This window comes from Paraburkholderia sp. DD10 (genome assembly GCF_049177125.1).
In the GTDB taxonomy this organism is placed as follows: Bacteria; Pseudomonadota; Gammaproteobacteria; order Burkholderiales; family Burkholderiaceae; genus Paraburkholderia; species Paraburkholderia terricola.
Genome location: NZ_CP185392.1, coordinates 327,405 through 350,963, shown reverse-complemented (window position 1 = coordinate 350,963; position 23,559 = coordinate 327,405). Strand labels below are relative to the sequence as shown.

The 23,559-nt window shown below is 64.1% G+C and carries 23 protein-coding genes and 1 pseudogene; 12 read left to right on the top strand and 12 right to left on the bottom strand.

What is annotated here, in order from left to right:
- From ACOCG7_RS01680 to ACOCG7_RS01665, 4 genes are all read right to left on the bottom strand, one after another.
- Positions 1 to 1,437 (bottom strand): efflux transporter outer membrane subunit, encoded by a 1,437-nt coding sequence (locus tag ACOCG7_RS01680; protein ID WP_114163980.1) that lies wholly within the window; start codon positions 1,435 to 1,437, stop codon positions 1 to 3.
- Between the two features lie 293 nt (positions 1,438 to 1,730).
- Positions 1,731 to 2,006: a hypothetical protein gene (locus ACOCG7_RS01675; protein ID WP_073428736.1), complete on the bottom strand. Its 276-nt coding sequence runs from the start codon at positions 2,004 to 2,006 to the stop codon at positions 1,731 to 1,733.
- A gap of 283 nt (positions 2,007 to 2,289) precedes the next feature.
- Entirely contained in the window at positions 2,290 to 2,724 is a 435-nt protein-coding gene (locus ACOCG7_RS01670; protein ID WP_083082152.1) for a DUF4399 domain-containing protein, read from the bottom strand.
- A 53-nt stretch (positions 2,725 to 2,777) separates the two neighbouring features.
- Entirely contained in the window at positions 2,778 to 3,176 is a 399-nt protein-coding gene (locus ACOCG7_RS01665) for a DUF4399 domain-containing protein (protein ID WP_073428738.1), read from the bottom strand.
- A 283-nt stretch (positions 3,177 to 3,459) separates the two neighbouring features.
- On the opposite strand from ACOCG7_RS01665, the pseudogene ACOCG7_RS01660 reads away from it, so the two are divergent.
- A pseudogene (locus ACOCG7_RS01660) lies at positions 3,460 to 4,359 on the top strand (caspase family protein); the annotation flags it as partial.
- Complete coding sequence (locus ACOCG7_RS01655; protein ID WP_421377668.1) at positions 4,345 to 5,523, top strand: formylglycine-generating enzyme family protein; 1,179 nt, start codon at positions 4,345 to 4,347, stop codon at positions 5,521 to 5,523. The pseudogene ACOCG7_RS01660 and the gene ACOCG7_RS01655, both read left to right, overlap by 15 nt.
- A gap of 67 nt (positions 5,524 to 5,590) precedes the next feature.
- Here ACOCG7_RS01655 and ACOCG7_RS01650 read toward each other — a convergent pair whose 3' ends face one another.
- The gene (locus ACOCG7_RS01650) at positions 5,591 to 7,795 is read right to left on the bottom strand and encodes a serine/threonine protein kinase (protein WP_114163982.1); all 2,205 of its coding nucleotides are present in this window, start codon (positions 7,793 to 7,795) and stop codon (positions 5,591 to 5,593) included.
- A gap of 415 nt (positions 7,796 to 8,210) precedes the next feature.
- On the opposite strand from ACOCG7_RS01650, the gene ACOCG7_RS01645 reads away from it, so the two are divergent.
- The 6 genes from ACOCG7_RS01645 to ACOCG7_RS01620 all read left to right on the top strand — a co-directional run bounded on the left by ACOCG7_RS01645 (position 8,211) and on the right by ACOCG7_RS01620 (position 11,172).
- On the top strand, positions 8,211 to 8,483 hold the full coding sequence (locus ACOCG7_RS01645) for a hypothetical protein (protein WP_073428740.1): 273 nt from the start codon (positions 8,211 to 8,213) through the stop codon (positions 8,481 to 8,483).
- Positions 8,484 to 8,571: 88 nt separating this feature from the next.
- Positions 8,572 to 8,850, top strand: a complete 279-nt coding sequence (locus ACOCG7_RS01640) for a hypothetical protein (RefSeq protein ID WP_073428741.1) — start codon at positions 8,572 to 8,574, stop codon at positions 8,848 to 8,850.
- A gap of 182 nt (positions 8,851 to 9,032) precedes the next feature.
- A complete protein-coding gene (locus tag ACOCG7_RS01635; protein ID WP_073428742.1) occupies positions 9,033 to 9,254 on the top strand; it encodes a hypothetical protein in 222 nt (73 codons plus the stop codon).
- Between the two features lie 379 nt (positions 9,255 to 9,633).
- Entirely contained in the window at positions 9,634 to 9,837 is a 204-nt protein-coding gene (locus ACOCG7_RS01630) for a hypothetical protein (RefSeq protein ID WP_073428743.1), read from the top strand.
- A gap of 243 nt (positions 9,838 to 10,080) precedes the next feature.
- Complete coding sequence (locus ACOCG7_RS01625; protein ID WP_073428744.1) at positions 10,081 to 10,236, top strand: DUF3309 family protein; 156 nt, start codon at positions 10,081 to 10,083, stop codon at positions 10,234 to 10,236.
- A 135-nt stretch (positions 10,237 to 10,371) separates the two neighbouring features.
- Positions 10,372 to 11,172, top strand: coding sequence for a glucose 1-dehydrogenase (locus tag ACOCG7_RS01620; protein ID WP_083083037.1), 801 nt, complete (start codon positions 10,372 to 10,374; stop codon positions 11,170 to 11,172).
- Here the strand turns inward: ACOCG7_RS01620 and ACOCG7_RS01615 are convergent.
- From ACOCG7_RS01615 to ACOCG7_RS01595, 5 genes are all read right to left on the bottom strand, one after another.
- Positions 11,169 to 12,569 (bottom strand): four-carbon acid sugar kinase family protein, encoded by a 1,401-nt coding sequence (locus tag ACOCG7_RS01615; RefSeq protein WP_227470522.1) that lies wholly within the window; start codon positions 12,567 to 12,569, stop codon positions 11,169 to 11,171. The genes ACOCG7_RS01620 and ACOCG7_RS01615 overlap by 4 nt on opposite strands.
- Complete coding sequence (locus ACOCG7_RS01610) at positions 12,566 to 13,864, bottom strand: ribulose-bisphosphate carboxylase large subunit family protein (RefSeq protein WP_083082122.1); 1,299 nt, start codon at positions 13,862 to 13,864, stop codon at positions 12,566 to 12,568. Before ACOCG7_RS01610 ends, ACOCG7_RS01615 begins: the two co-directional genes overlap by 4 nt.
- Positions 13,861 to 14,400, bottom strand: coding sequence for a VOC family protein (locus tag ACOCG7_RS01605; protein ID WP_083082120.1), 540 nt, complete (start codon positions 14,398 to 14,400; stop codon positions 13,861 to 13,863). Before ACOCG7_RS01605 ends, ACOCG7_RS01610 begins: the two co-directional genes overlap by 4 nt.
- Before the next feature lie 93 nt (positions 14,401 to 14,493).
- Positions 14,494 to 16,380 (bottom strand): TRAP transporter large permease subunit, encoded by a 1,887-nt coding sequence (locus ACOCG7_RS01600; RefSeq protein ID WP_421376597.1) that lies wholly within the window; start codon positions 16,378 to 16,380, stop codon positions 14,494 to 14,496.
- 79 nt (positions 16,381 to 16,459) lie between these two features.
- Positions 16,460 to 17,485, bottom strand: a complete 1,026-nt coding sequence (locus ACOCG7_RS01595) for a TRAP transporter substrate-binding protein (RefSeq protein ID WP_421376595.1) — start codon at positions 17,483 to 17,485, stop codon at positions 16,460 to 16,462.
- A gap of 195 nt (positions 17,486 to 17,680) precedes the next feature.
- On the opposite strand from ACOCG7_RS01595, the gene ACOCG7_RS01590 reads away from it, so the two are divergent.
- Both ACOCG7_RS01590 and ACOCG7_RS01585 read left to right on the top strand, forming a co-directional pair.
- On the top strand, positions 17,681 to 18,736 hold the full coding sequence (locus ACOCG7_RS01590; protein WP_421376593.1) for a LacI family DNA-binding transcriptional regulator: 1,056 nt from the start codon (positions 17,681 to 17,683) through the stop codon (positions 18,734 to 18,736).
- A gap of 602 nt (positions 18,737 to 19,338) precedes the next feature.
- The gene (locus ACOCG7_RS01585; RefSeq protein WP_073428750.1) at positions 19,339 to 19,812 is read left to right on the top strand and encodes an Lrp/AsnC family transcriptional regulator; all 474 of its coding nucleotides are present in this window, start codon (positions 19,339 to 19,341) and stop codon (positions 19,810 to 19,812) included.
- A gap of 9 nt (positions 19,813 to 19,821) precedes the next feature.
- Here ACOCG7_RS01585 and ACOCG7_RS01580 read toward each other — a convergent pair whose 3' ends face one another.
- Complete coding sequence (locus tag ACOCG7_RS01580; protein ID WP_421376590.1) at positions 19,822 to 21,057, bottom strand: YbfB/YjiJ family MFS transporter; 1,236 nt, start codon at positions 21,055 to 21,057, stop codon at positions 19,822 to 19,824.
- A 404-nt stretch (positions 21,058 to 21,461) separates the two neighbouring features.
- Here ACOCG7_RS01580 and ACOCG7_RS01575 point away from each other — a divergent pair, with 404 nt between their 5' ends.
- Together ACOCG7_RS01575 and ACOCG7_RS01570 are read left to right on the top strand one after the other, a co-directional pair.
- On the top strand, positions 21,462 to 21,941 hold the full coding sequence (locus tag ACOCG7_RS01575; protein ID WP_421376588.1) for a hypothetical protein: 480 nt from the start codon (positions 21,462 to 21,464) through the stop codon (positions 21,939 to 21,941).
- A gap of 12 nt (positions 21,942 to 21,953) precedes the next feature.
- Positions 21,954 to 22,826 carry a hypothetical protein gene (locus ACOCG7_RS01570; protein ID WP_421376586.1) on the top strand — a complete coding sequence of 291 codons (873 nt, stop codon included), beginning with the start codon at positions 21,954 to 21,956 and terminating at the stop codon, positions 22,824 to 22,826.
- On the opposite strand, the gene ACOCG7_RS01565 is transcribed toward ACOCG7_RS01570, so the two are convergent.
- Positions 22,823 to 23,518 (bottom strand): 4'-phosphopantetheinyl transferase family protein, encoded by a 696-nt coding sequence (locus ACOCG7_RS01565; protein WP_310122254.1) that lies wholly within the window; start codon positions 23,516 to 23,518, stop codon positions 22,823 to 22,825. The genes ACOCG7_RS01570 and ACOCG7_RS01565 overlap by 4 nt on opposite strands.
- Positions 23,519 to 23,559 lie beyond the last annotated feature (41 nt).

Below are 23,559 nucleotides of genomic sequence, written 5' to 3'. Positions count from 1 at the left end.
TCAGTGTTCCTTTACTTCGGCCTGTACATCGACGCTCGGCCAGCCGCCGCCCAGCGCCTTATAAAGCAGCACCGTGTCGGACAGAATCAGTTGGTGATTGGCAAGCAGTTGCTGTTGCGCTTCGAGCAACGTCCGCTCGGTTTCGAAAACTTCGAGTTGCGACACCACGCCAAGGCGCAATTGCGACTGAATCTGATCGGCGACGATTTGCAGACGCGACACTTCCTCCTGCAACTCCACGCGCTGCGCCTTGTGCGAATTCAGATTGACCAGCGCGTTTTCCACTTCCTCGAATGCGCCCATCACGGCCACGCGATATTGCTGTTCGGCAACCGTCGATTGCGCTTTCGTGACCTTCACATGCGCCCTCACGCCAGGATCGAGCAACGGAATGTTGATGCTGGGCATGAAGCCGTAGGTGAACGACTTCAGCAGGTCGGTCAACGCGAAGCTGGCGGTGCCGCCGTGCCCGGTGAGGCTGATGGTCGGCAGTTGCGCGAGCTTGGCCTGGCCGACGAGGTCGTAGGCTTCCAGCACTCTGAATTCCGCGGCCACCACGTCGGGACGGCGTGCGAGCAGTTGCGCGGGCAAGCCGCCGGGTACGGGAGGCAGTTGCACACGTTGCTGCAAATGACCCTTGGGTAGCTGGAATTCACCCGCCGGCACGCCGAGCAGCGTGGAGAGCGCGTTGTTGGCAAGGTCGCGCGAGCGGCGCAGTTCGAGCAACTGATTCGTCAAGCGGTTGATTTCCGCCTGCTGGCGTAACACCTGAGTTTGCGGCACGAGTCCGCTGCGGCGCTGGCCGTCGTAAATGGCGAGAATCTGTCGGTTCGTGACGAGTGTTTTCTGCTGCTGCTCGATCTGATCGTCGAATTGCAGGATCTGGAAATAGGTGCTGGACACATTCGACACGAGTTCCAGATAGCCGGCACGCCAATCCGCCTCGCTTGCGTGGAATTCGGCCTTTTGCGCCTGCACGCCCTTGGCGACCTTGCCCCAGATGTCGATGTCCCAGTTCACCTGGGTCCCGAGGTTGTACTGCTTGGCGAAGGTTTGTCCGGTGGTCTTCTGGAAGCTGGCGCCGGCGCCGAGGTCCATGGTCGGCAACGCGCCGGCTCTCGCTTCGCCGATCTGCGTGCTGGCGACCTCGATACGCGCGGCCAGCACCTTGATGTCGAAGTTGCCGGCGATCGCTTTGCCGATCAGCGTGTCGAGATACGGATCGTGGAAGCCCTTCCACCAATCCGGTTCGATGGTCGCCGTGGCCGACACGGGCGCGCCTTGCCGATCCGACCACGAGGTCTTCTCCGGCGTGTCGGGCCGCTTGTAATCGGGCATGCTGACATCGACACACGCAGACAGCGAGAGCGCGCATAGCGTTGCCGCGCAGAGCCCGCGAAACGCCTGAACCGCGCGCTTTGAATTCGCCGGCCGCATTGCCGGACAGCATGGCGCCGATGTCGCGAAGAAGCGCTGACGAACCGATGAATCAAGCAACGCTGACACGATTTTCTCCGATGACACCGGCTTCGCTGCACGAGGAGAACGCACGCTTCAAGTAAAGCATCTCCCGCGCGGCTTCACCATCGAAGCGATGCAGGAAGATGAAGCGCGGGGATCGGCGGTGACGCGAGGTCGTATGAAAAGAACGATTGGTGCGAGAACTTTTTCAGCTATTACCGGTGCGCGATCCGCGGAGGCCTTAAAGCCTCCGCGGCGGCGTGCGCCGTTCAGGACACGAAGATGTTGTTGCTCGACGTCACATGCGGGTTGATCGTGGTCGAGACGCCCGCGACGAACGCTGCGTTGTTGCCGTTCGCGCTCTGGATGTTCATCGTCGTGTTGATCAGCTGGGTGGCGTCGACGGTCTTGCTGTTGTTCGGCGCGTACACCGGCGTGAAGTTGAAGTACGACGAGGAGGGGCCGAAGCCGCCGCGCACGGCGCTCATGGCCTTGCTGTCGAGTTGTTCGGTGATGGACAGGTCTTTGATCATCAGTGCGTTCATGGTAAATCTCCTGGAAGGGGTCACTGCACAGTGCTTCGGTTGGGTTCGAGCAACTTGTCTGCTCGAGTGTCACTAACGCATGGGCTGTGCCAGTCTTGCTTCCCGATCCTAAGAAATTTGCCGGAATGCTTTAGATAAAGGGCTTGCGGTACGATCCGCCGCGAGCGCCGATACAACGAGGGGGAAACGATCAGCCGCGAGTGGTGGATTGCAGCCAACAACGTGTGAGAACTTGTTGGCTGCGGCGAGACAGCGGCATCGGCAAGTCGTGTCTCGCGCCGGCTCACCGCGCAATGACCGTGATTTTCTTCGAGTACACCGGCGGATTGTGCGGAACATGCGCGGCGTCGCCCATCAACAGTTGCAACGTGTGCTTGCCCGGCGGCAGTTGAATCGTGGTTTCCGTTTCGCCCGCGCCGAAATGCAGGTGATTGCGGTCAGAGGGAATTTCCTGATCCGGCGGCGGCAGATCGGCGTCGATCAACAGATGATGGTGGCCGGTGTTCGGAAATTTGACGCCTTTCGGCGCGACGCCCATGTAGCGCAAGCCGAACCATACCTTGAACGGCCTGTTGGCCGGCACCACCTGGCCGTCGTTCGGATAGCCGATATACGCATACGCGCCGGCCGGCGCCGCCGTCGGCCCGGCTGTGGCGAGAGTCGGCGACGCCAGGGCCGACAGCGTCATGAACGCGGCGGCCGCGATGATCTTGTACATATTGGTCTCTCCGTCCTGACGGACCCGTTTTGAATAAACGGCTCGCGCTGGTCTTATTGCACGGTGATGGTGATCTTTTTCGAGTGCACGGGCGGTGCGTGCGGCACGTGGTTGTGATCGCCGAGAACGAGTTGCAACGTATGCTTGCCCGGCGGCAACTCGATGCGCGCGTCCGTTTCGCCCGCGCCGAAGTGCAGGTGATTGCGGTCCGACGGAATTTCCTGATCGAGCGGCGGCAGATCGGTGTCGATCAGCAGATGGTGATGCCCCGAGTTCGGAAACGCGACGCCCTTCGGGCACACGCCCATGTTGCGCAGTCCCATGCGCACCCATAGCTTGCCGCCGTGAATCACCGCGCCGTCCGGCGGCCAGATGATGTACTCCTCGGCAGTCTGCGGCGAGGCGGTTTGCTCGGCGAGCACGGGCCCGCAGAACACCGCGCCGCCTAGCATCGCGAGAACGACGAGTGTGTGGGTTCTTCTCATTGCGCACTCTCCCGAAGAGTGGTCATGGCCGCCTCGGCCGCAAGGCTGCCGGGCGTCCTGCTGGATGTCGCGAGCGCGCGCGTTGTTGAACGGCCGCCTGATTAAAACGACATGCCGCGTTACTTTGTGAATCAGCTTAGGACGTAACTTGCCAAAAAGATACGCAATGCTCGTTAACCGTATAACGCACTGAGGATAAGCGACAGTTGTGGCGCTCGAAGCGCGTGCTATCGTTGTTAGCAGGTTGCAGATGGATAGTCGTGGCGGCGTCGATACTTCTCTCCGGTTCACTCTGGCGGTTGCCGCGAGCGGCGCGGTGCTCGAATGCCTGGGTTCTGTCCGGAACAAACAGGATGTGAAGATGTGGCGAATATTCGTGCTGGTGTGCGTGGCCGGGGTCATGCAGGCGCATTGGGGCAGTGCTTGCGCGACTGCGCCAAATGTCCGGGCGGAACATGTTGCGGCGGCGCCCGGCATGGCGGTCTCCGCGTTCGCGCCACACGAGAACAATGCGGCTTCTTCCCGCGTCGCGCTCGTGATCGGCAACGGCGCGTATGGCGATCGGGCGGACCCGCTTCGCGATAACGCACCGCGCGATGCCGAAGCCATGCGCGATACATTGCGCGCGCTCGGCTTCGATGTGATCTTGCGCACCAATGCGACACCTCGGCAAATGCAGCAGGCCATTGGTGAATTCCATCAGCGTTTGAGCGCGGGCGGCACCGGTCTGTTCTATTTCGCCGGGCATGGCGTGCAAGTCGGCCGGCAGACGCTGCTCATTCCCGCCGGACTCGATGCGCGCTCGCCCGCTTCGCTCATCAACGAAGGTGTCGACCTGAATAGCGTGCTTCAGGCGATGCATACAGGCGGATTCAATCTCGCGATCCTCGATGCCTGCCTGAATAATCCCTTTTCAACTGACGTCACGTTCGCCGGACCGGCACTTTCCGCCAACACACTGGTTGCCTATGCCACCGCGCCCGGCGGTTTTGCCGCGGACGGCATGCGTCATGGCGTCTACACCAACGCATTGCTGCGCGCGCTCGACGGCGCTTCGTCGCAGGATTTTTCCGCGCTGCTGGAGCGCGTCGCCGCTCGGGTCCGCGACGTGACCGGCGGCGAGCAACAGCCGTGGATGGCTTCGTCGCTGACCGAGCCATTTCGCCTCGCGGGGAATGTCCTTCCCGCATCGCTCCTGGCCGTCAACGAAACCGACCACGTCGTGACACTGCGCAGCCGAGGCATTCTCCCGAAAGACAGCAGCGAGCAATACGAAATCACGTTCTGGAATTCGATCAAGGACAGCAACTACCCCGCCGATTACGAGGCCTACCTGAAGGCGTATCCGAACGGCCGCTTCGCCACGCTCGCGCATGCACGCATCGACCGGTTGCGCGCGGCGGCGTCGAATGCGCCGGCTACCGCGCCCGCGCCGCAAGCCGCGCGTCCAACCGCCCCAACCGCTCCAATCGCTCCGGCCAGCGCGCCACCGCAAGAACGCCCGCGCGCGACGCCCACGCCAGGCGCAAGCGCGGCGCCGGCTACGGCTCCGCCCGCTGCATCGGCCGCGCAAAAGCCCGCAACGCGTCCGCCGAGCGCGGGCGAGAGCCGTGATTGCGCCACCTGCCCGATCATGATCGCGTTGCCGGCCGGCTCGTTCCCGATGGGCAGCGGCACCGACGATCCTTCCGAAAAACCCGTGCATCACGTGAACATCGGCGCGCCGTTCGCCATCGGCAAATACGAGGTGACGGTGGAGCAATGGAACGCGTGCGTCGCCGCCAACGCCTGTCCGAAGCTGACACCCGAGAGCAACGCGAACAAAGCGGCGCCGGCACGCGACATCAGTTGGGACGACGCGCAGCAATACGTGAAGTGGCTGAGCAAGACCACCGGCAAACCGTACCGCTTGCCGACCGAGGCGGAATGGGAATACGCGGTCCGTGGCGGCACGGCGACCGCCTACTGGTGGGGCGATCAGATGCGCAAGGGCAACGCCAATTGCAAAGACTGCGGCGACCCGTGGCATAAGGAAGGACCCGAGGCCGCCGGTTCGTTCGCGCCGAATCCGTTCGGCCTGTACGACATGAACGGCAGCGTCTGGGAATGGACGGCCGATTGCTGGCACAACTCCTACCAGGGCGCGCCCGCCGATGGCCGCGCGTGGGAGAACCCCGCTTGCGACATGCGCGTGATTCGCGGCGGTTCGTGGCGTGAAGGCGGCGGCTACATGCTGAGCGCGACGCGCTTCAAATACAGCGCGGGCGTGCGGCAATCGCAGGATGGCTTTCGGGTCGTGAAAGACCTCAAGTGAGGCGGGCGATTTGCGGCTCGAATCATCGGCGCGCGGCGAAATCCGGGCGCGCCGGGTTCGCGCTTGCTCACGGCGCACGCGGCTTCGTCGTGATCGGCGCGAAGTCGGCGACGATCCGCTCCTGCCCATATTTGCCGGCGATCTGCGCGAGCCGCGCATCGAGCGCGCGCAGATAATCGGCGCGCGATTCGCTCTCCGGACGCGGCTTGTCGAATAGCGGCGCCGGCGTGATGAGCAGCACCACCATCTCCGATCCGAACGGTTTCGAAATCACCCAGTCGCCCGCGCTGCCGACCGTCGCCGCATAGCGCGGCGGCGCCTGATTATCCTTCGCGCGCGGACTCGGCACCATGTGCACGACGTTGCCGTCGAGCTGGTAGTAGTCGAGGTTCACGTAGGAATCGTAGGCGGGCGTGGTGACGTCGACGACGAGCGAGTCGCCTTCGCTCAACTGTCCGCCGGGCGGCCGCACATGCAGCGCCGCCACGCGGCCGGCTTGCCAGTTGTGAATCCAGTACGGTGCGAGCGCCTTGACGGTGTCGCATTTGTCGTCGGCAACCGGCTCGACTTCGAGCGCGACGGTATCGACGCCTGGCAAGGCGCTGAGGGTGTCCTTCAGACGCGCAGCGCCATGGCGTTGCGACACGTAGCCACGCACGGTCAACGCGTGGTCCTGCGCGGAAGCGGCGAGCGCCGAACACGGCACTTGCGCGAGTACCGGCGTGACGGCGGCGAGCGTCAGCGCCGGTTTGGGAGCGGGTGGTGTTGCAACGGGTGGCGAGGCCGGTGCGGCGGCGGACCCAGCGGTGGGCTCCGTAGTGGAACCCGCAGTGGACCCCGCGGTGGACCCCGCAGTGGACCCTACCGTCGCCGCTGGCGCGGGCTCCACCTTACCTCCTGCAGCCTCACTCGACGACGACGAAGCCGCCCGATCCGCCAACGCCTGCGAAGCACCCTCGACCGGCTGCGCGCCTTTCTGCCGATCCGGCGCCGAGCGCAGCGCGAACACGCCGACCGCCGCCGCGCATACCACCGCGAAACCCGCGAGCCCCACCTTCGCCAGCTTGCCGGACTTCTCCGCGCGCGCTTCGTTGTCGAACTCCGCGATGAAGCGCACCACGCTCGGCATGCGCGTGTTGCGGTCGAACGAGAGCGCGGCACGCAACGCGCGCCACTGTCGCGCGTCCAGGTTCGGCGGCCGTTGCGGCTTGAAGTCGGCGTTGCGGGCCTGCGTCGCCGATAAACGGTCGAACGGATGGTGGCCCGTCAACAACTCGTAGGTGATGCAGCCGAGCGCATAAATATCGTCGCGCGGATCGGGCTCGCGATGCTCGATCATTTCCGGGCTCGCATACGCCGGCGTCAGCGCGCCGAGGCTGCCGGGATCGAACACGGTGGCGTCGCTCTCCTCCTCCGGCCGCTGGAACACGCGGGCAATGCCGAAGTCGATCACCTTCACTTCGGCGTTCGTCGTCAGAAATACATTGGCGGGTTTGAAATCGCAGTGCACGAAGCCGCGTTCATGCGCGTAGGCGAGCGCGCCGCACATGCCGCGCACGATCGGCAGCGCGGCGCGCACCGGCATGCCTTGATAGCCCGGCGTGCGCAGCAACTGGCTGAGCGGCTTGCCGCTCAGGTACTCCATCGTCAGATAGACGATCGGGCCGTCGCGGTCGAAGTCGTACACCGTGATGATGTTGCGATGCGCGAGCACCTGCGCCTTGCGCGCCTCGCGTTGCAGCGCGACGAGCGAATTCGGATTGCCGCGGAACTGCACGTTGAGCACCTTGACCGCGAGATACGGCTTGCGATCGGACGCCTCCAGCTTGCGCAAGTCGAGCGCCTTGTACACCGTGCCCATGCCGCCGACGCCGAGACATTCCTCCAGCACGAAGCGGTTGTTCAACGTGTCGCCGGTGCCTTTGATCTGGTCGTGGCCGGGAGGATTCGCGGCGCCCGGCGTACTTGCGCCACCCGGCTTTTGGCCCGCGCCTGCGGAGCGTGCCGACGGAATATCGACCGTGGTCTGAATGCCGGTTTCCTCGCCGCCCGCGGCCACGTTCGAGACGCGCAACTGCTCGATGCGCCGCCGCACTTCCGCGTAAAGATCCTCGGGGAGCGGTGTCTTGCGATGCGCCGTGCCGAGCATCTCCAGCAGCTGCGTGGGACCGAGACCTTCGGTCGTCAACGTGCTGTCGAGTTGAGCGACGAGCTCGTCACGCGACAGCTCGCCGCTCTGGAAGTCGTGAATCACACGCGCAAGGCTAGCCATTTGTGCGAAGCGCCGCCGCTGCCGTTGGGCCGGATCGCATGCGACCGAAACCGCTCGGGCTGATAGAAAACCTGTCGTAACCAGTTACATGTGCCGCTTCGATACTAGCCCCCGGCCCACGCTTTCGCAAACCAGGATTGCCCCGCTGCGTGCGCGCCGTGACGGTGTCGCGCGGCATCCAACAGCATGCGGTGGTCTGTCGGGCGCCTCCCACCAGTAGCGAGAGGCGGAAGCGCGTCCATGGATCGGCTCGAACGCGTGAGTGCGGCTCGAAAGCCCCATGCAGCAAGCCTGCGCAAACTTTCTTTGGATGCCAGAATAAAACTGGCACAGGCCGTGCATTAGTGACACTCGAGCAGACAAGTTGCTCGAACCCAATCGCAAAACTCTCATTTTTTCTTCCAGGAGATTTACCATGAACGCACTGATGATCAAAGACCTGTCCATCACCGAACAACTCGACAGCAAAGCCATGAGCGCCGTGCGCGGCGGTTTCGGTCCCTCGACCTCGTACTACAACTTCAGCCCGGTCTTCGCCCCGAACAACAGCAAGAAGGTCGACGCGACGCAACTGATCAACACGTCGATGGACATCCAGAACGCCAACGGCAACAACGTCGCGTTCGCCGCCGGCATCCATTCGACGATCGATCCGAGCATCACGTCGAGCAACAACATCCACGTGTAAAGCACGACGAGGCGAAGCGCCCGTGCTCACGGGTCTCTTCGCCTCGCGTCGTCCACGCCCGTCTTCCGCGCACCCTTGGAGATTCACCATGTCATCCCTCATGATTCGCGATCTGTCTCGCACCTGTTATCTCGACCGCCGTGCCATGTCGGCGGTGGCCGGCGGCACCGGCACGCCCGGTCTGCCGTCCGTGGCCGGCCTCGGCACCATTGCCAACGTCAACGTCGCGATAAACCAGAACCTCACCCAGTTCCAGACCGTCAACGTCGCCGCGCTCAACAACATCGGCGTGATCGGCGCGGGCGTGGTGCCGCTGCACCTGAACGTCAGCCCGGAACTCTTTGGCGGCAACTTCGCTGCCGTGTGACGGCGTGCGGTAGCGAAGGACCGGGGGCTTCCCTACTGCCGCCTCTTCATAATGAAGCGGCGCGCTGCAAGCAGATTTCCTATACTCATAGTGCGACGAGACCACCGCACACTTAACGACATATCGAAGCGGCGACCGGACAATCGCACCGGCCGCCCGCTCGGCATTTCTCCGGAGCCCTCATGGCCAAGCTCATGATCAAGGATCTCACCGACAGCGTCGAACTCGACCGCCAGGCGATGGCCGCCATTGTTGGCGGAGCACGCATCGGTGCGCGATTGAATGGCGCGGTGCCACTCGTGCCGGCCTCGGCGCGCGTCGTCGAATATCCGCCCGGCTTTCCCGCCGCGCACCAGACGGTTGTCACGGCGGCGATGCAGCGCAGGGCATTGCGCCGCTACTAGACTTCGATTCCACTGTTGTCCGCAACGGCACGCGCTCGATGCGCGTGCCGTTCGCGTTTTGAGCGGCGGGCGCGTGTGCGCCCGCGTTCCTCGCATCCTTCGCATCCCTCGCATCCGGTCGCCATCCGCAACCGCCGCATGGAGCGCCGCCAGCCAACAACCGGCGCGCGAGCTGTGGGACCGCGCCGCACACTCCGATTCAATCCCGGGTCGATCGAACGCGGCGTTTGACGGGGTCATCTCGCGCCGCCCAGACAGGACGCGCGTTGCCGAACCGCCCGTGTTTTCCGCGCCGGCCGCACGCAAAATGGCATAGCCCTTGCAGAAGTCAGGCTGAGCACCGCATCGTGCTCGCCCGTCCACTTTCTGGAGTAACGCCATGAAATCCACTGTCATCATCAAAGACCTGCCGCGTTCAGCGGACCCCGCCCACGACGACACGCTCACCGCCGAACAGATGAAAGCGCTGCACGGCGGCCGTTCGGTTGTCGTCACCGTCGACAAGGGCGGCCTGGGCCAGGTCGACGATTGGGAAATCAACACCGCCATCTTCGAAGGCCGCATCAAAGGGTCCTACCTGTAGGACGCGCGAGATGTCCGCAATTGGAAACACCCCTGCGCCAGCAAACGCGCAGGGGCGTCAGACCGCCCGTCAATAATGGATGTCGCGGCGTATCGACTTCAAACGGCTCCGTTTTGACATCCCTCCTGGGCACGCGCCTTGCTCAATCACGACATCGATGCCGCCTTTCGCCAGGCGCCCCGAGGGCGCGCCTTGCGTGGCTGTCGTGAAAGAAGGTCCGTCAACCAAGCGGAGGTCTTTAACATGCTGGGAACCATTCTTCTGATTGTGCTGATTCTTCTCCTCCTCGGCGCACTGCCGACCTGGCCGCATAGCCGTTCATGGGGCTATGCGCCTACCGGCGGTATCGGCGTCGTGCTCATCGTCGTGATCGTGCTGCTGGTCGCCGGGGTGATATAGCCCGATCGAAACGCCCGGTTCGATACTTCGAACCAGGCCGGCCGCCGCTGTCGATGCAGGTCGCCGCATCGATATCCGGCGGCTTTGCCATGTCGATTGCCGGTTTGAATTCACATGGCGAAGCCGGAGAATGCGATGGAAAAGCTACTCGAGAATCAGGTTGCGCTGGTGACCGGCGCCAGTTCCGGCATTGGATACGGCGTTGCACAAGCGCTTGCGAACGCGGGCGCGGCGGTGGTCCTGAACTATCACACCCATGCCGAATCAGCCGAAAAGCTCGCCGACGAGATTGAAAAGGCGGGTGGCGCAGCGCTCGCGGTTGGGGCCGATGTGGCCGATCGCGATCAGGTCGAGAGCATGTTCGATGCGTGCCGCGCGCGATTCGGCACCGTCGATATCGTGGTTGCGAATTCGGGCTTGCAGAGAGACAGCGCATTTGCCGAGATGACGCTGGAAGACTGGCAAACGGTATTGGCGACCAATCTGACCGGGCAATTTCTCACGGCGCAATCAGCCGTGAAGGAATTCCGGCGACGCGGGCCACGGCCCGTGTCAAAAGCGCTCGGCAAGCTCATCTGCATGAGCTCGGTGCACGAAGTGATTCCCTGGGCGAGGCGTGTCAATTACGCCGCGTCCAAAGGCGGCGTGCTGATGTTCATGAAATCCCTCGCGCAAGAAGTGGCGCCCGAGCGCATTCGCGTCAATTCGATCGCGCCGGGCGCGATTCGCACACGGATCAACAAGGACGCCTGGGAGTCGAAGCCCGAGCAGGACAGGCTGCTTCAGTTGATTCCCTACGGTCGCGTCGGCAACCCGGACGATATCGGCAAGGCCACCGTTTGGCTCGCTTCCGATGAAAGCGATTACGTGGTCGGCACGACCTTGTTCGTCGACGGCGGCATGACGCTTTATCCGGAGTTCGCCGACAACGGCTAACGTCCAGGTGCTTTCTCGCCGTCGACACCGGCGAGCAGTTGCTCGAAAAGATCCGCGTCGCCCATCTGTCCGCCTTTCAGCATGATCTCCATGCCGTCGAGTTCAGCACGGTCGGCGTGAAGGCGGCATACGGTGACGCCTGCCGGGAGCGGCGCGAGATAGGACAAGCCCCAGGCGCCGAGCGCGCGCACGGCGAAGCTGGACGTATCGCCGCCCGCAATGCCGATGCGTCGCAAGTGCGCGTTGCCGAGCACCTGTTGCAGCAGCGCGGCGCATGCGTGCGTGAGCCGCGGCAACGCGCCTGCCGTGTGTTCGGCACGGCGCGTCGTGAAGGCGAGGACGTTGCGTCCGTCGCGCAATGGTCCCGTTATCGCCGCGGCGCGCGTTGCCAGATAGTCGGACGCGCTATCGCCGGTCATTTGCAGCGGGTCCAGTTCCACGCGCAGATACGAATGCGCGGCGGCAATCTGCACTTCGGTCAATGGCGAGAGGCTGCCTGCCAGCACGAACACCGGTCCTTGTGCGCGCGCCAGCGTTACGTGCTCGCGCGCTTCGGCGTGTTGATGTTCAGCGCGCGGATCCAGCGCCAGCGAATAAGCCTGCGCGACGCTGCTCGCGCCTACCGCGAGCAAGGGCGCCGATTCCGCCGCGTGATGCGCGATCACGCGGCCAATCGCGTGCAGATGCGAGTCGTCGAGCACGTCGAACAGCAATGCGTCGGGTTTCGAATCGAGCCGACGCCGCACCTCGGTTTGCAACGCGGCATCGCCGGCCGTGTAGCAGCGCCAATCGACCGATTGCACGTTTTCCACGCCCTGCCGTTGCAAATGCACACGCAAGTCCGCTTCGTGCATCGGCGTCACCGGATGACGGCTCATCGTCGGATGACGGTCGATCCGGTAGATCGACTGTTGATGATCGTCCGCGCCCGCCGCCGCGAACAGTTCGGCGAACACGCAATAGCGCCGCAAATTCGGCTGCCCGCCGACCACCGCCACGAGCGGATTCGCGCAGTGCGCGCGCAGCGTGCGAATCGCCACGCCGATGCTGCCGATCTCCGGCGCGCTATCGAATGTCGAGCACACTTTGTAGTGCATCACGCGCACGCCGAGCGCGGCAAATGCGGCGCCGGCGCGCGACAGCTCCGCTTGCTGTTCAGCCGGCGACATCGTCCGCGCCGCGCCGGCAACGCCGAGCGCGTCGAGACGGCCTAGCGTCGAAAGACGCGCGGCATCGGGTGGCGCGAAGAACAGCATGGTGCGCAGACCGGCGCGGGCGAGATGCGCAAGCGTGTCGGTCGCGCCTGTGAAGTCGTCGCCATAGAAGGCGTAATGCGGACCGTTGCCATGCAACCGGCGCGAGTCGCTGCTCTCTTTGATGACCTGTGCCTCGCTCACGCTCGCCCGCCGAAAAATGCCAATGCGCGCCGCAGTTCCGGCATATGCTCCGCGAACACCGGCAACGGCGTGTGTTCCTGCACGGCCGCCCATGCCTGACGCACGCTCGTCACGCCTGCCGCCGGACCATCGGGATGCGCGAGGATGCCGCCGCCCGACATGAACAGCAAGTCGGTGGAGCGCACCGCGTCGAACGTGGCTTGCGCGGTGCCGGCCCACTGGCCCGAGGAAAACGCCGGCAGCACCGGGTCGTCGCAACCCGACGCAAGCGGCGTGGCGCAATCGCGCGCCGACTCGATCACTTCGGCGTCGCTCTGCGCGAATTTGCCGGCGAGGCCGTGCACGTGCATGTGATCCACGCCGGTCAAACGCCATAGCGTCTGATAAGCCTGAAACGACATGCCGAGCGCCGGATCGCGCGACATCATCCCGTAGCCGTTGCGGTGCGCGTGCAGCACGAGCGGCGTGGCGCGGCGCAGCGCCTCTATCGCGGAAAAACCGCACCAGTTGATGCTCGCCATCACGCAGGTGCCGCCCTCACGCTCGACCAGTTCCGCATGACGGCGCATCGCGTCGAGTCCGTCGGTGATATTGAACGCGACCATCACGCGGCGGCCGCTGCGCTCGCGGTAGCGGCGCACTTCCGCCATCACCGCTCGCACGCGCTCGGCGAGCGGCGCATGCGCGGGGTTCGCGCAGACTTCATCGTCCTTGATGAAATCGACGCCCGCTTCGCACAACTCGCGCACCAGCGCCGCCGTTTGCGCCGCGCTCAAGCCCACGTTCGGCTTGATGATGGTGCCGATCATCGGCCCGCCCGTCACTTCGGTCAGCACGCGCGTGCCCGCCACGCCATGACGCGGCAGTTCGAAACGCGCGCGATAGGCGACAGGCAAGCGCAGCGAGAGGAGCCGCATGCCGGTGACCTCGCCCAGATCGTACAGATTGCCGGCGACGGTGGCGGCAAGCGTCGGCAGATTCGCGCCGATGTTGGCGAGCGGAAACGACAGCGTCACGCGCGCGCGACGCCACGGTCCCGGCGTGCCCTGGCGCGCGAGCCATGCGCTCGGCAAGCTGGGTTGCGACGCGGGTTCGAGTTCCTCGATGCGCAGCACGCCCGCGCGGCTGCGTGCGCGCAGCGCATCCGATTCGTTGGCGACCCGCACGAACGTGCCGCTCGACTGCTCGCCCGCCATCACGTCGGCAACGCGGGCGGGATCGAGCGGCGTCTCGATCAGGTAGTCGGCTTCGAGCGTGTCGTCGTGAACGGTGTTCCGTTGCAGCGTGGCGTTCATAGCGCGTTCAGATCAGGAAAGCGGCGCACCGGCTCACGGCCGTCCCAATCGCGCGACGCCGCGTAGATCATGTCGAACAGCCTGCCTTTCGGCCCGGCGATCTCCGAGAGTTCGATGACGGTACCCGGATGATCCTCGGTGTCGAAGTAGACAAAGCGCCCGTTGCGGCCCACCTCGCCGCTCATCGCGACCTCGAAGCCCTGCTCCCGCAAGCGCGCGAGGTCCGCGTCGAACGAGGTGGTCCAGTATGCGTTGTGCTGCAAGCCGGTGTTGCCGGCGGCGAGAAAGTCGCGGTACATCGAGGGTGCGTCGTTGCGCGTCTGGATCAGTTCGACCTGCAATGGCCCCGAGTTCGCCAACGCCACGGAGTTGTGCACCTCGTACGATTGCCCGCGATACATGTAGTTCTCGATCGGCACGCGTTCGTTGTAGAACCACGGGCCCACGCCGAGCACGCGGCTCCAGTAGTCCATCGCGGCCTCGATATCGCGCACCACGTACCCGGCCTGACGAATCTCGCCAAAGAAACGACTCATGAAACTCTCCCGCTGCTGCCAGTTTTTAAAGGACGAGCGACGCCCCGGCGCGGCGGCAATGCAGCGCCCGAGTGTCGAACCTGTGAAGAAAGCCTAGAGAAACCCGATCGAAATCCAGGGAATCGCCGCGACCAGAATCAGGCCGACGATCAGCGCGCCCATGTAGCCGACGATCGGGCGAATGCCCGCATCGGGATTGACCTTGCTGATCGCGCACGCCGAGTAGTAGCCGACGCCGAACGGCGGCGAGAAAAGCCCCACGCCCATCGACAGAATCACGACGATCGCGTAGTGCACTTCATGCACGCCCGCGAGCCGCGCGATCGGAAACAGCAGCGGACCGAACAGCACGATCGCGGGAATCCCTTCGAGCACGCTGCCGAGCATCACGAACACGACGATCGACACGGCGAGGAAACCGTACGCGCCGCCGGGCATCGCAGCGATCCATTGCGCGAGGTCCTGCGAGAAACCCGATTGAGTGAGCGCCCACGCCATCGAGGTCGCGCAGCCGATGATGAACAGAATCGCGCCCGACAAAGTCGCCGCATCCACCAGCATGCGGCCGAGCCGCCGCCATTCGAAACGGCGATAGACCAGCAGACCGATCAGCATCGAATAGGCGATGCCGATGGTCGATACTTCGGTCGCCGTCGCCACGCCTTCGACCACCGCCATGCGAATCACGAACGGCAGCGCCAGCGCCGGCAGCGACACGACGAATAGCCGCGCAATCTGCTGCTTGCTGAAACGCTGCGCGCCGCTCAGGTCTTCGTTGCGGTAGCGCCACCACACCACCACGCACAGAATCAGCGCGAGCACGGCGCCCGGCAGCATGCCCGCGGTGAAGAGCGCGGCGATCGACACGCCCGTGACCGAGCCGATCGTGATCAGCACGATGCTCGGCGGAATCGTTTCGCTTTGCGCGCCGGTGGTGGCGAGCAGCGCGACGAGATCGCCTTCCGACGCGCCGCGTTTTTTCATCTCCGGGAACAGCACCGGCGCAATCGCCGCCATGTCCGCCACTTTCGAACCGGAGATGCCCGACACCAGATACATCGCGCCGATCAGCACGAACGACAAACCGCCATGCACGTGACCGACGAGGCTCGCGAGAAATTCGATCATCGCGCGCGCCATGCCGGTCATTTCGATCAGCAAGCCGAGGAACACGAAGAGCGGCACGGCCAGCAGCACGAGATGCGACATGCCCTCGTCCATGCGGCCGACCACCACTTCGAGCGGCGTGAAAGTCGAGAGGCCGAGATAGCCGAACGTGGCCAGCGCGAAAGAAAACCCGATCGGCACGCCCGAAAAAATGCCGATCGCCACCACGCCGACGAAGAAGATCACGAGATTGATCTTGCCAAGGCTCTGGAACCACGGCCCGGCGAATACGGCGACGAGACCCAATAGCGCGGCAATCGCAAGCACGATCACGACGTCGCGCGCGCGGCTCACCTGCGCGAGACGAATCATGCCGACCAGCAGCATGAGCGCGGCGCCGACCGGCAACGCGAGCGCGCGCCACGCGTTGCTGATCTGCAAGGCGGGCGTGACGATCGCCGCCTCACCGGACGCATAGTTGTACGCGGGCACGATCAACAGCGCGAGCAACGCAATCGACGCCGCGATCGCCAGCGTATCGACGAATGCGCGCCGCCGCGGCGACAAGCGGCTGACCAGCGCCGTCATTCGCATATGTTCGCCGCGCCGCAACGCCAGCACCGCGCCGAGCATGGCGAGCCACAGGAACAGAATCCCCGCCAGTTCATCCGACCACACCAGCGGCTGATGCAGCGCGTAACGGCTCACCACGCCCGCCAGCATGACGACCATTTCCATCGCGAGCAGCGCCGCCGCACAGGCTTCCACCAGCGCGATCAAACCGCGATCGAAGCTGCTCAGCCAGCGGCGCGGCGTGCTCGCCGCGGGCAGCGCAACCGCTGCATCCGCTGGATTCAATGCGTGATTCGACATCCTGAAGTCTCCTCGCGACGGGCCGCCGCGCTTCGTCTCTTGCGCACTCACCGCTCGTGCTCGCTGGCGTAAGCCGAACTCAAGCGAGCTTGCCGACCGATTGTTCGAGCAGGTCCCACGCCTCATTGCCGAACTTGCCCTTCCATTGCGCGTAAAAGCCCGCTTGACGCAGCGCCGCGCGGAACGTATCCGGCGCGGTACGGTTGATCGCAAGGCCCTTGCCTTGCAGATCGGCGATAGCCGCGTCGTTGAGCTTGCGCACATCCTCGCGCTGTTTCAACGCGCCTTGATTGAAGGCGTCGCTCGCAATGCCTTGCAGGTCTTTCGGCAAGCGTTGCCAGGCGCGCGGGTTCAATACGAACCAGTAGCCGTCCCACATATGATTGGTCAGCGAGCAGTACTTCTGCACTTCATAGAGCTTCGCGACTTGCACGATCGGCAGCGGGTTCTCCTGCGCATCGACGATATGCGTTTGCAGCGACGAATACACTTCGCTGAATTGCAAGCTGGTCGGCGCGGCGCCGAGACCCTTGAACATGTCGATGCTGAGCGGGCTCACCGGCACGCGAATCTTCAGGCCGCGCATGTTCTGCGCGCTCGTGATCGGGCCGTTGCTGGTGGTGGTCTGACGGAAGCCGTTGTCCCACATCTTCTCGAACGATTCGAGACCGGCTTTTTGCATCGCCGCGCGCACATAGGCGCCGAGCTTGCCGTCCATCGCGCTCCATACCTGGTTGTAGTCGCTGAACGCGAAGCCGACCGCGTTGATCGCAACGGATGGCGCGAGCGTCGACACCACGAGCGCCGACGGCGTGAACATCTCGATGCCGCCGCTGCGCACCTGCGCGAGCATGTCGGTATCGCCGCCCAACTGGTTGTTGGGGAATATGCGGATCTCCATGCGCCCTTTGGACGCCTCCTTGATCTGATTCGCCGCTTCCTGCGCGCACACGTTCAATGGATGCGTGAGGGGCAAGTTGTTGCCGTACTTGAACACGAACTCCGGGCCGGACGCAGCGCGCACGATCGACGGAAAGCCCAGCGCGCCCGCCACCGGTACGGCGGCCGCGGCACGCAGCAGCGTGCGTCTCGCGAGATTGGTCATTTGAGTGTCTCCTTGCTTATAATTGATGTGACTGTCGAATCCATCAAAAACCCTCATCGCTCTGAACAACGCCTTGATTTCCTGTCGCTGGTGTTGAGTCGTCGCGTGATAGCTGCAAGACTAGGCGTGCGCGGCAACCGCTGTCAAACCGCGAACCTGATGTTTTTTGATGGACTTCCCCTGCGAAGGACTGCCATGTCCGAACCGCTTCACCTCACCGCCGCCGCGCGCGCCCGCATTCCCGACATTGCGCGCGCCGCCGGTGTGTCGACCGCCACCGTGGATCGTGTGCTCAATGGCCGCGAAGGCGTGCGCGCCGTCACCGCGCAACGCGTGATGCACGCGGCCGCGCAACTCGGCTATCTGCTCGCGCCTGGCGCGCCTGCCGCGTCCGCTTCCAAACCGATGCGTATAGCGTTTCTGCTGCCTGCCGGCACCAATCGCTACTTGCGCATGCTCGGCGACTATATCGACTTCGCTCACGCTCAGTGGAACGCGTTGGACATGAAGTGCCGGGTGCATTACGTCGAGAGTTTCAATCCCAGGGAACTGGCCGACCGTCTGCTGCATTACGGACAACGCGCGGACGGCGTGGTGTTCATGGCGCTCGAGCATCCCGTGGTGCGCGACGCGGTGAATGCGCTCGCGGACCAGGGCGTGCCGGCGATCACGTTGATTTCGGATCTATCGAATGCGCGGCGGCTCGCTTATGTGGGCATCGACAATCGTTCCGCCGGACGCACGGCCGCGTTGCTGCTGGGGCGTTTCATGGGGCCGCGGCCGAGCGGCAAGATTGCGATGCTTGCGGGCAGCCTCAACTATCGCGGGCATGAAGAACGCGAGATCGGCTTTCTGCATCTGATCGAATCGACCTTTCCGCAAGTGCGCGTGATCGGACTGCGCGAAGGACACGACGACAGCGAGCGCAACTACATGCAGACGCGCAAGCTACTGGAGCAGCATCCCGATCTCGCCGGCATTTACAACAGCGGCGGGGGATCGGATGGCGTTGCGCGCGCAATTGTCGAAGCGCGTTCCGAGCAGAAGATTCTGTTCGTCGGTCACGGCTTGACGCCCGATACGCGAGCGCTATTGATCGACGGAACGATGGACGCGTTGATTACGCAAACGCCGCAAGCGATGGTGGGAAATTGTCTGCGGATTTTCCGCAACGTGCGGGACAAACGCGAGGCGATGAGCGATGTGAAGCCCGTGCAATTCAGTATCGTTCTACGGGAGAATTTGCCTTGAGGTGCGAGGCTTTCGCTTCTTGTACGAGAAGGGTTTGTGGGCGCGGATATGTCGGGCACGACAGATGCTGAATTACGAGCGTCTTCAAACTTCCACAAGGAGAACCATCATGCCTTATCTACTCGGCTGGCTTCTCGGCGTTCCGCTGATCGTACTGGTGATCCTGTACCTCATTTTCCATTAACGCTCGACCCACGCAGTGGGTCCGAAGAGGGTCCTGGCGCGGCGCCACGTCTTTACGTCGCCGCGCATTTCTCGACGTCCGCATGCGGGCGTTTCTTCTCCTGTTTCCTTCCGCATACAGCGGCGAGGAACATGCGTCCATGCCCGGCGAGCGCCGTCTTCAGGCGAGGGTCGATGCCGGAATTCGCCCGCGTGCCGCCTTGGGTAAAAGCAGCGAGAACACCGGAGCGCGGCTTGTGGCCGCGACGCCGCAGGCTTGTCGCCTTGCGGACCAGTTGGTTGTTCCGAGCACGAATGCACCCTGAAAATATACCTGGACGCGGGCTGGATAGGCTTCTTAAAGCAGTTGACGCATCGGCGGGTATTAGAACGATCTTCCGCTAGAATGGCATTTATCTGAACAAGCTTCCGAAAATGCCATGACTGCCCGTAATCGTCCACTGGATAACCAGGATCGAAAGATCATGCGCGAGCTGCAGAAGAACGCGCGCCTGAGCAATGCCGAACTCGCGGAACTGGTCGGCATGTCGACCACCGCGTGCTGGAATCGCACGCGTCAATTGGAAACCGAGGGGTATATCCGCGGCTATGTCGCGTTGCTCGATCAGCAGAAGCTCGGTTTCGCGGACGTGGTGCTGCTGGAGGTCACGCTCGATCGCCACGACGATGACGCCCTCGCCCGCTTCGGCGCCGAACTGGCGACGCTGACCGAAGTGCTCGAAGCGTATCTCGTCTCGGGCGATTACGACTATCTGGTGAAAGTGGCGGTCGACGGCACAGCGGGCTATGAGCGCTTTCTGCGCGAGAAGCTCTACAAGATCGCCGGCATTCGTCACAGCCGCTCGATGTTCGCGCTGCGCTGCATGAAGAGCATTCCTTCCGTGCAGGTTTGAAACGACGGCTCACACTTCACGCAACGGCTTTTGACACGCGGCGAGCACCGCGCCGGCCGCGAGCAGCAGCGCGGAATAGATCAAACCGCGCGCGAGACCGGCACCGTCCGATACCCAACCGATCACCATCGGCCCGACGATCTGTCCGAACGCGAACACGATCGTGAATGCGCTGATGCCCTTGGCCCAGTGACTCGCGGGCAGATTGTGGCGCACGAAAGCCGTGGTCGATGCAACGGCCGAGAGAAACGTCGCGCCGAACAGCACGCCCGAGACGAACGCCACCCACGGCTGCACGAACAGCGCGGGCAACAGCGTCGCTATCGCGAGCAGTGCGTTGAGCACCGCGAGCGCCTGGCCGCCGCGCATGCGGTCCAGCAAGCCCGACCATACGCGTGCCGAGACCACCGTCGCCACGCCGAGCAGCAGATAGAAGCCGGTCACGACCGACGCGCTCATGCCCGCGTTGCGCAGGAGCGCCACGATGAAGGTCATGTAGCCGATATAGCCGACGCCGAACAACGTGTAGCCCGCCAGCGCGGCAATGAAGCGCGGCCAACGCGGCGCATCCGCGGCGTTGGCCGACTGCGCTGCCGTATGCACTGTCGCGTGCACGCTTTCGATTTTTTTGGCCGCGCCTATCGCCACGATCGAGAACGCCATGCACGCCGCGGCCAGCGCGAACCAGGCGAACTGCCAGCCGTGCGCGACGTTGAAGATCGTCAGCGGCACGAGCAGCGATGAAGCCACGATGCCCCATCCCGTGCCGCCGTAATACAAGCCGAGGACGAGCCCCGCATCGCGTGGTCTCGCCGATGCGAGCCGCGCCGCCAGCACGCCGCCGCTGATGAAAATCGCCGCGCTGCTTGCGCCGGTGATCACGCGCAAGACGAGCAGCGAATGCGTATCGGCGAGCAGGCCGCTGCAGGCCATCAGCAACGCCGTGACGATGCAACCGGCGCCGAACAATGCGCCGGCCGACCAGCGGCGCGCAAGCCGTGGAAAAGCCAGCGCGCCGAGCAGATAGCCGAGCGCATTGGCCGTATTCATCGCGCCGGCTTCGGCGAAGCTCCAGCCGAGGTCGAGTTTCATCGACGGCAACAGCAGTGCGTAAGCGAAGCGGGCGAACCCGAGCGCTATCGCGCTGCCGAGCGATAGCGCGGCGGCGAGCGCCAGCGTCGGCAGACGTTGGGCCGTTTCGATGGCGGTGGAGGTCGATGCGGTGTCGATTGATTTTGTCGGCATTGGCTGGCGCGATAGACAACGATTGTCTGCAGACCGATTGCGGCGGGCGTGTGGAACGGCCGCTTCGTCATCATATCCGTGGACGCCTGGCGGGGCTGACAGTTAGTTGCAGGGCAACGAGCCGTCGAACACCCTCCAAATGAGAATGATTTGCATCTAGACGCAAATTACTCCATCATGAAGCCCTTGCCGCAAACCGAACACACGAATTCATGACCACGCCGAACGTCAGCCGCGCCGAGGCCGAACGCCTACGCCGCGCAATTGCAGCGGTAGCCGCAAGCAGCTGAACAGAGGCCGCGTCATCGCCTATCCGTCGCACGCAACAAGCGCTGGCCTGCGACGCGGCACTCATCCGCTCAGGCCGGCGCGACGCATTGGACCGTGTCCATTCAGGAGCATCGATGAACTTCCGCTCTCACTACAGCAGCCGTCCCGAACTGATCGACGATCATCTGGCCGACAGCACCAACGCCCCCGACCGCACGGTCCTCAGCGCGGTACGCACATGGCTTCGGCCGGCTTGCGAAACCGCGCGCGGCGGCGTGCACTGGCGCGACATTCTGAGCGGCGTGGGCTTGCGGCAAGACGGCATCGAACACTTCGACCTGCTGATGCGTTCGCTGATGCATGTGTCGTATCGTCCGCTCGACATGCGCTGCCGCTGCGCAAGCGACCTCGGCAAGGACGAAGCCGTGATTCTGCAAACCATCGCGCTGCTGCAAAAAACGCATAGCGGCGCCGCGTTGCGCATGCTGAGCGAGTGGCTGCCTGGGCCTGCCGTCAGCGGCGTGTTGAAGCTGATCCGCTGGTTCGCGATCGATCTGCTCGACGCCGGCGTGGAACTCGACGTGCAAGCGCGCCGCGTCACGTATATGCATTGAGGAGCGGAGCGCATGCCGTTGGAACTTGAACCGGAATTAGCGTCCGCGGCGCCGCCCGTGTCGAAGCATGCGCGGGACGCCGACAGCGGCAACCCACGCGCGGCCGACGTGGACGAGGCGTCCGCCGATGCCAGCATCGAACGCATCGCGCAGCCCGCGCGAATCGCTCGCGTCATCGCCTCCGCGGCCGCGCCCGCATTCGTATCGCACCCGCTGACGCGCCACTATCCGCGCAGCCTTGCCGCGCCGCACGCGGGCGAGCTGCATCTGTGGCGATTCCGCTGTGAATGGCTGCCCGTGCCGGTGCAGGAAGGCGACAGTTGGCTCTCGAAGACCGAGCGCGAGCGCGCGCGGCTGCATCCGAACGCCGCGCTGCGCAAACGCTTTATCGTCGCGCGCGTGGTGGCGCGCTGGATCGTCGGGAATCTGTTCGACTGCGAGCCTCGCAGCATCGATCTCCTGGACGACGGCGAAGAGAAGCTGCGCGCGCGTCATCCGCATGATGGCCGCGGCATCGTCATCGATATTGCGTATGGCGGTATCTGGATCGTCGTCGGCATTGCGTCGACGGCGCTGGGACTGAGCGTGATCGCGCCGTCGCCTGGCAATGCGATTGGCGAGCTGCCCGAAGCCTCACGCCGACACGTGCGCTACAGCAGCCTGTGCAATGCGTTGCGCCATGCGCCCGTCGATCTGGATGCGGACCTGCTCCTGAGCGATGCCACAGCGCACGCGTTCGATCTCGCGGAGCATGGCCGCTGGCATGTGCTCGATCTGCCGATGCCCGGCAAGATTCGCGCGGCGGTCGCGCTCGCGCAACCAGTCACGCAGGTGCATACCTTTGGCTGGCCGAAGGCTTCGGCGTTCGATCCGGCGAGCGCCTAGCCGCGCGTTTTCGTCGACCACGCCACGCACGCGGCATATCCATCCGGCGCCGCGATCCAGCATGCGGCGATCTCGCGCATGTCGTCCGCAATCCGGTTGCGCAGCGTCACTTGAGTACGCTCGCGCGGCAACACCGTCAAATGCTGCAACCCGCGCGTGACGCCCACGCCCGTCGTTTTCACGAGCGCCTCTTTCGCGACCCAGGCGTCGTAAAAGGCGTCGATCTGCTGGCTCATGTCCAGACGCTCGATCCATGCGGCCTCGTCCGGCGCGAGCGTCAACGACGCAATCGAACGCCAATCGAATTCATCGCTGCGCTGCTCGATGTCCACGCCGACGCGCCGAACCGCCGACATCGCGATGAGCCCATGCGCGCCCGCATGCGATACGTTGAAGTCGTACGCATTGGAATCCGCGAGACGGGGACGGTGGTTTGCATCGGGCGTAAAACGGACGGCGTTAGCCGCGATGCCGAGCCGCGGCGCAAGTTGCTCACGCAGCGCGACGCGAACGCTCGCAAAGCGCAACGCATCCTCATGGCGGCGGAAGTTGCCGGCACGCGCGCGCTCGTCGCCGCTGAGCGGCGCGAAGGCCGCGTCATCCAGCGACGCGGCGAAAGCGAAATCGACCCGCCACAACATCATGTCGGACGGGCCCTCGTGCGGCAATGGAACAGCTTCGATCGAATACATCGCAAAGGTTCGGACGTGATACACGCGCTCGCAAGGCAATA

What these genes read in the sequence shown, in the direction of transcription:
- ACOCG7_RS01655 (WP_421377668.1), top strand. Translation starts at nt 4,345, where the DNA reads ATGGCTTCGTCGCTGACCGAGCCATTTCGCCTCGCGGGGAATGTCCTT.
- ACOCG7_RS01565 (WP_310122254.1), bottom strand. Translation starts at nt 23,518, where the DNA reads ATGTATTCGATCGAAGCTGTTCCATTGCCGCACGAGGGCCCGTCCGAC.
- ACOCG7_RS01640 (WP_073428741.1), top strand. Translation starts at nt 8,572, where the DNA reads ATGTCATCCCTCATGATTCGCGATCTGTCTCGCACCTGTTATCTCGAC.
- ACOCG7_RS01610 (WP_083082122.1), bottom strand. Translation starts at nt 13,864, where the DNA reads ATGAACGCCACGCTGCAACGGAACACCGTTCACGACGACACGCTCGAA.
- ACOCG7_RS01600 (WP_421376597.1), bottom strand. Translation starts at nt 16,380, where the DNA reads ATGTCGAATCACGCATTGAATCCAGCGGATGCAGCGGTTGCGCTGCCC.
- ACOCG7_RS01605 (WP_083082120.1), bottom strand. Translation starts at nt 14,400, where the DNA reads ATGAGTCGTTTCTTTGGCGAGATTCGTCAGGCCGGGTACGTGGTGCGC.
- ACOCG7_RS01570 (WP_421376586.1), top strand. Translation starts at nt 21,954, where the DNA reads ATGCCGTTGGAACTTGAACCGGAATTAGCGTCCGCGGCGCCGCCCGTG.
- ACOCG7_RS01590 (WP_421376593.1), top strand. Translation starts at nt 17,681, where the DNA reads ATGTCCGAACCGCTTCACCTCACCGCCGCCGCGCGCGCCCGCATTCCC.
- ACOCG7_RS01645 (WP_073428740.1), top strand. Translation starts at nt 8,211, where the DNA reads ATGAACGCACTGATGATCAAAGACCTGTCCATCACCGAACAACTCGAC.
- ACOCG7_RS01625 (WP_073428744.1), top strand. Translation starts at nt 10,081, where the DNA reads ATGCTGGGAACCATTCTTCTGATTGTGCTGATTCTTCTCCTCCTCGGC.
- ACOCG7_RS01670 (WP_083082152.1), bottom strand. Translation starts at nt 2,724, where the DNA reads ATGTACAAGATCATCGCGGCCGCCGCGTTCATGACGCTGTCGGCCCTG.
- ACOCG7_RS01575 (WP_421376588.1), top strand. Translation starts at nt 21,462, where the DNA reads ATGAACTTCCGCTCTCACTACAGCAGCCGTCCCGAACTGATCGACGAT.
- ACOCG7_RS01580 (WP_421376590.1), bottom strand. Translation starts at nt 21,057, where the DNA reads ATGCCGACAAAATCAATCGACACCGCATCGACCTCCACCGCCATCGAA.
- ACOCG7_RS01630 (WP_073428743.1), top strand. Translation starts at nt 9,634, where the DNA reads ATGAAATCCACTGTCATCATCAAAGACCTGCCGCGTTCAGCGGACCCC.
- ACOCG7_RS01595 (WP_421376595.1), bottom strand. Translation starts at nt 17,485, where the DNA reads ATGACCAATCTCGCGAGACGCACGCTGCTGCGTGCCGCGGCCGCCGTA.
- ACOCG7_RS01620 (WP_083083037.1), top strand. Translation starts at nt 10,372, where the DNA reads ATGGAAAAGCTACTCGAGAATCAGGTTGCGCTGGTGACCGGCGCCAGT.
- ACOCG7_RS01675 (WP_073428736.1), bottom strand. Translation starts at nt 2,006, where the DNA reads ATGAACGCACTGATGATCAAAGACCTGTCCATCACCGAACAACTCGAC.
- ACOCG7_RS01650 (WP_114163982.1), bottom strand. Translation starts at nt 7,795, where the DNA reads ATGGCTAGCCTTGCGCGTGTGATTCACGACTTCCAGAGCGGCGAGCTG.
- ACOCG7_RS01680 (WP_114163980.1), bottom strand. Translation starts at nt 1,437, where the DNA reads ATGCGGCCGGCGAATTCAAAGCGCGCGGTTCAGGCGTTTCGCGGGCTC.
- ACOCG7_RS01665 (WP_073428738.1), bottom strand. Translation starts at nt 3,176, where the DNA reads ATGCTAGGCGGCGCGGTGTTCTGCGGGCCCGTGCTCGCCGAGCAAACC.
- ACOCG7_RS01635 (WP_073428742.1), top strand. Translation starts at nt 9,033, where the DNA reads ATGGCCAAGCTCATGATCAAGGATCTCACCGACAGCGTCGAACTCGAC.
- ACOCG7_RS01585 (WP_073428750.1), top strand. Translation starts at nt 19,339, where the DNA reads ATGACTGCCCGTAATCGTCCACTGGATAACCAGGATCGAAAGATCATG.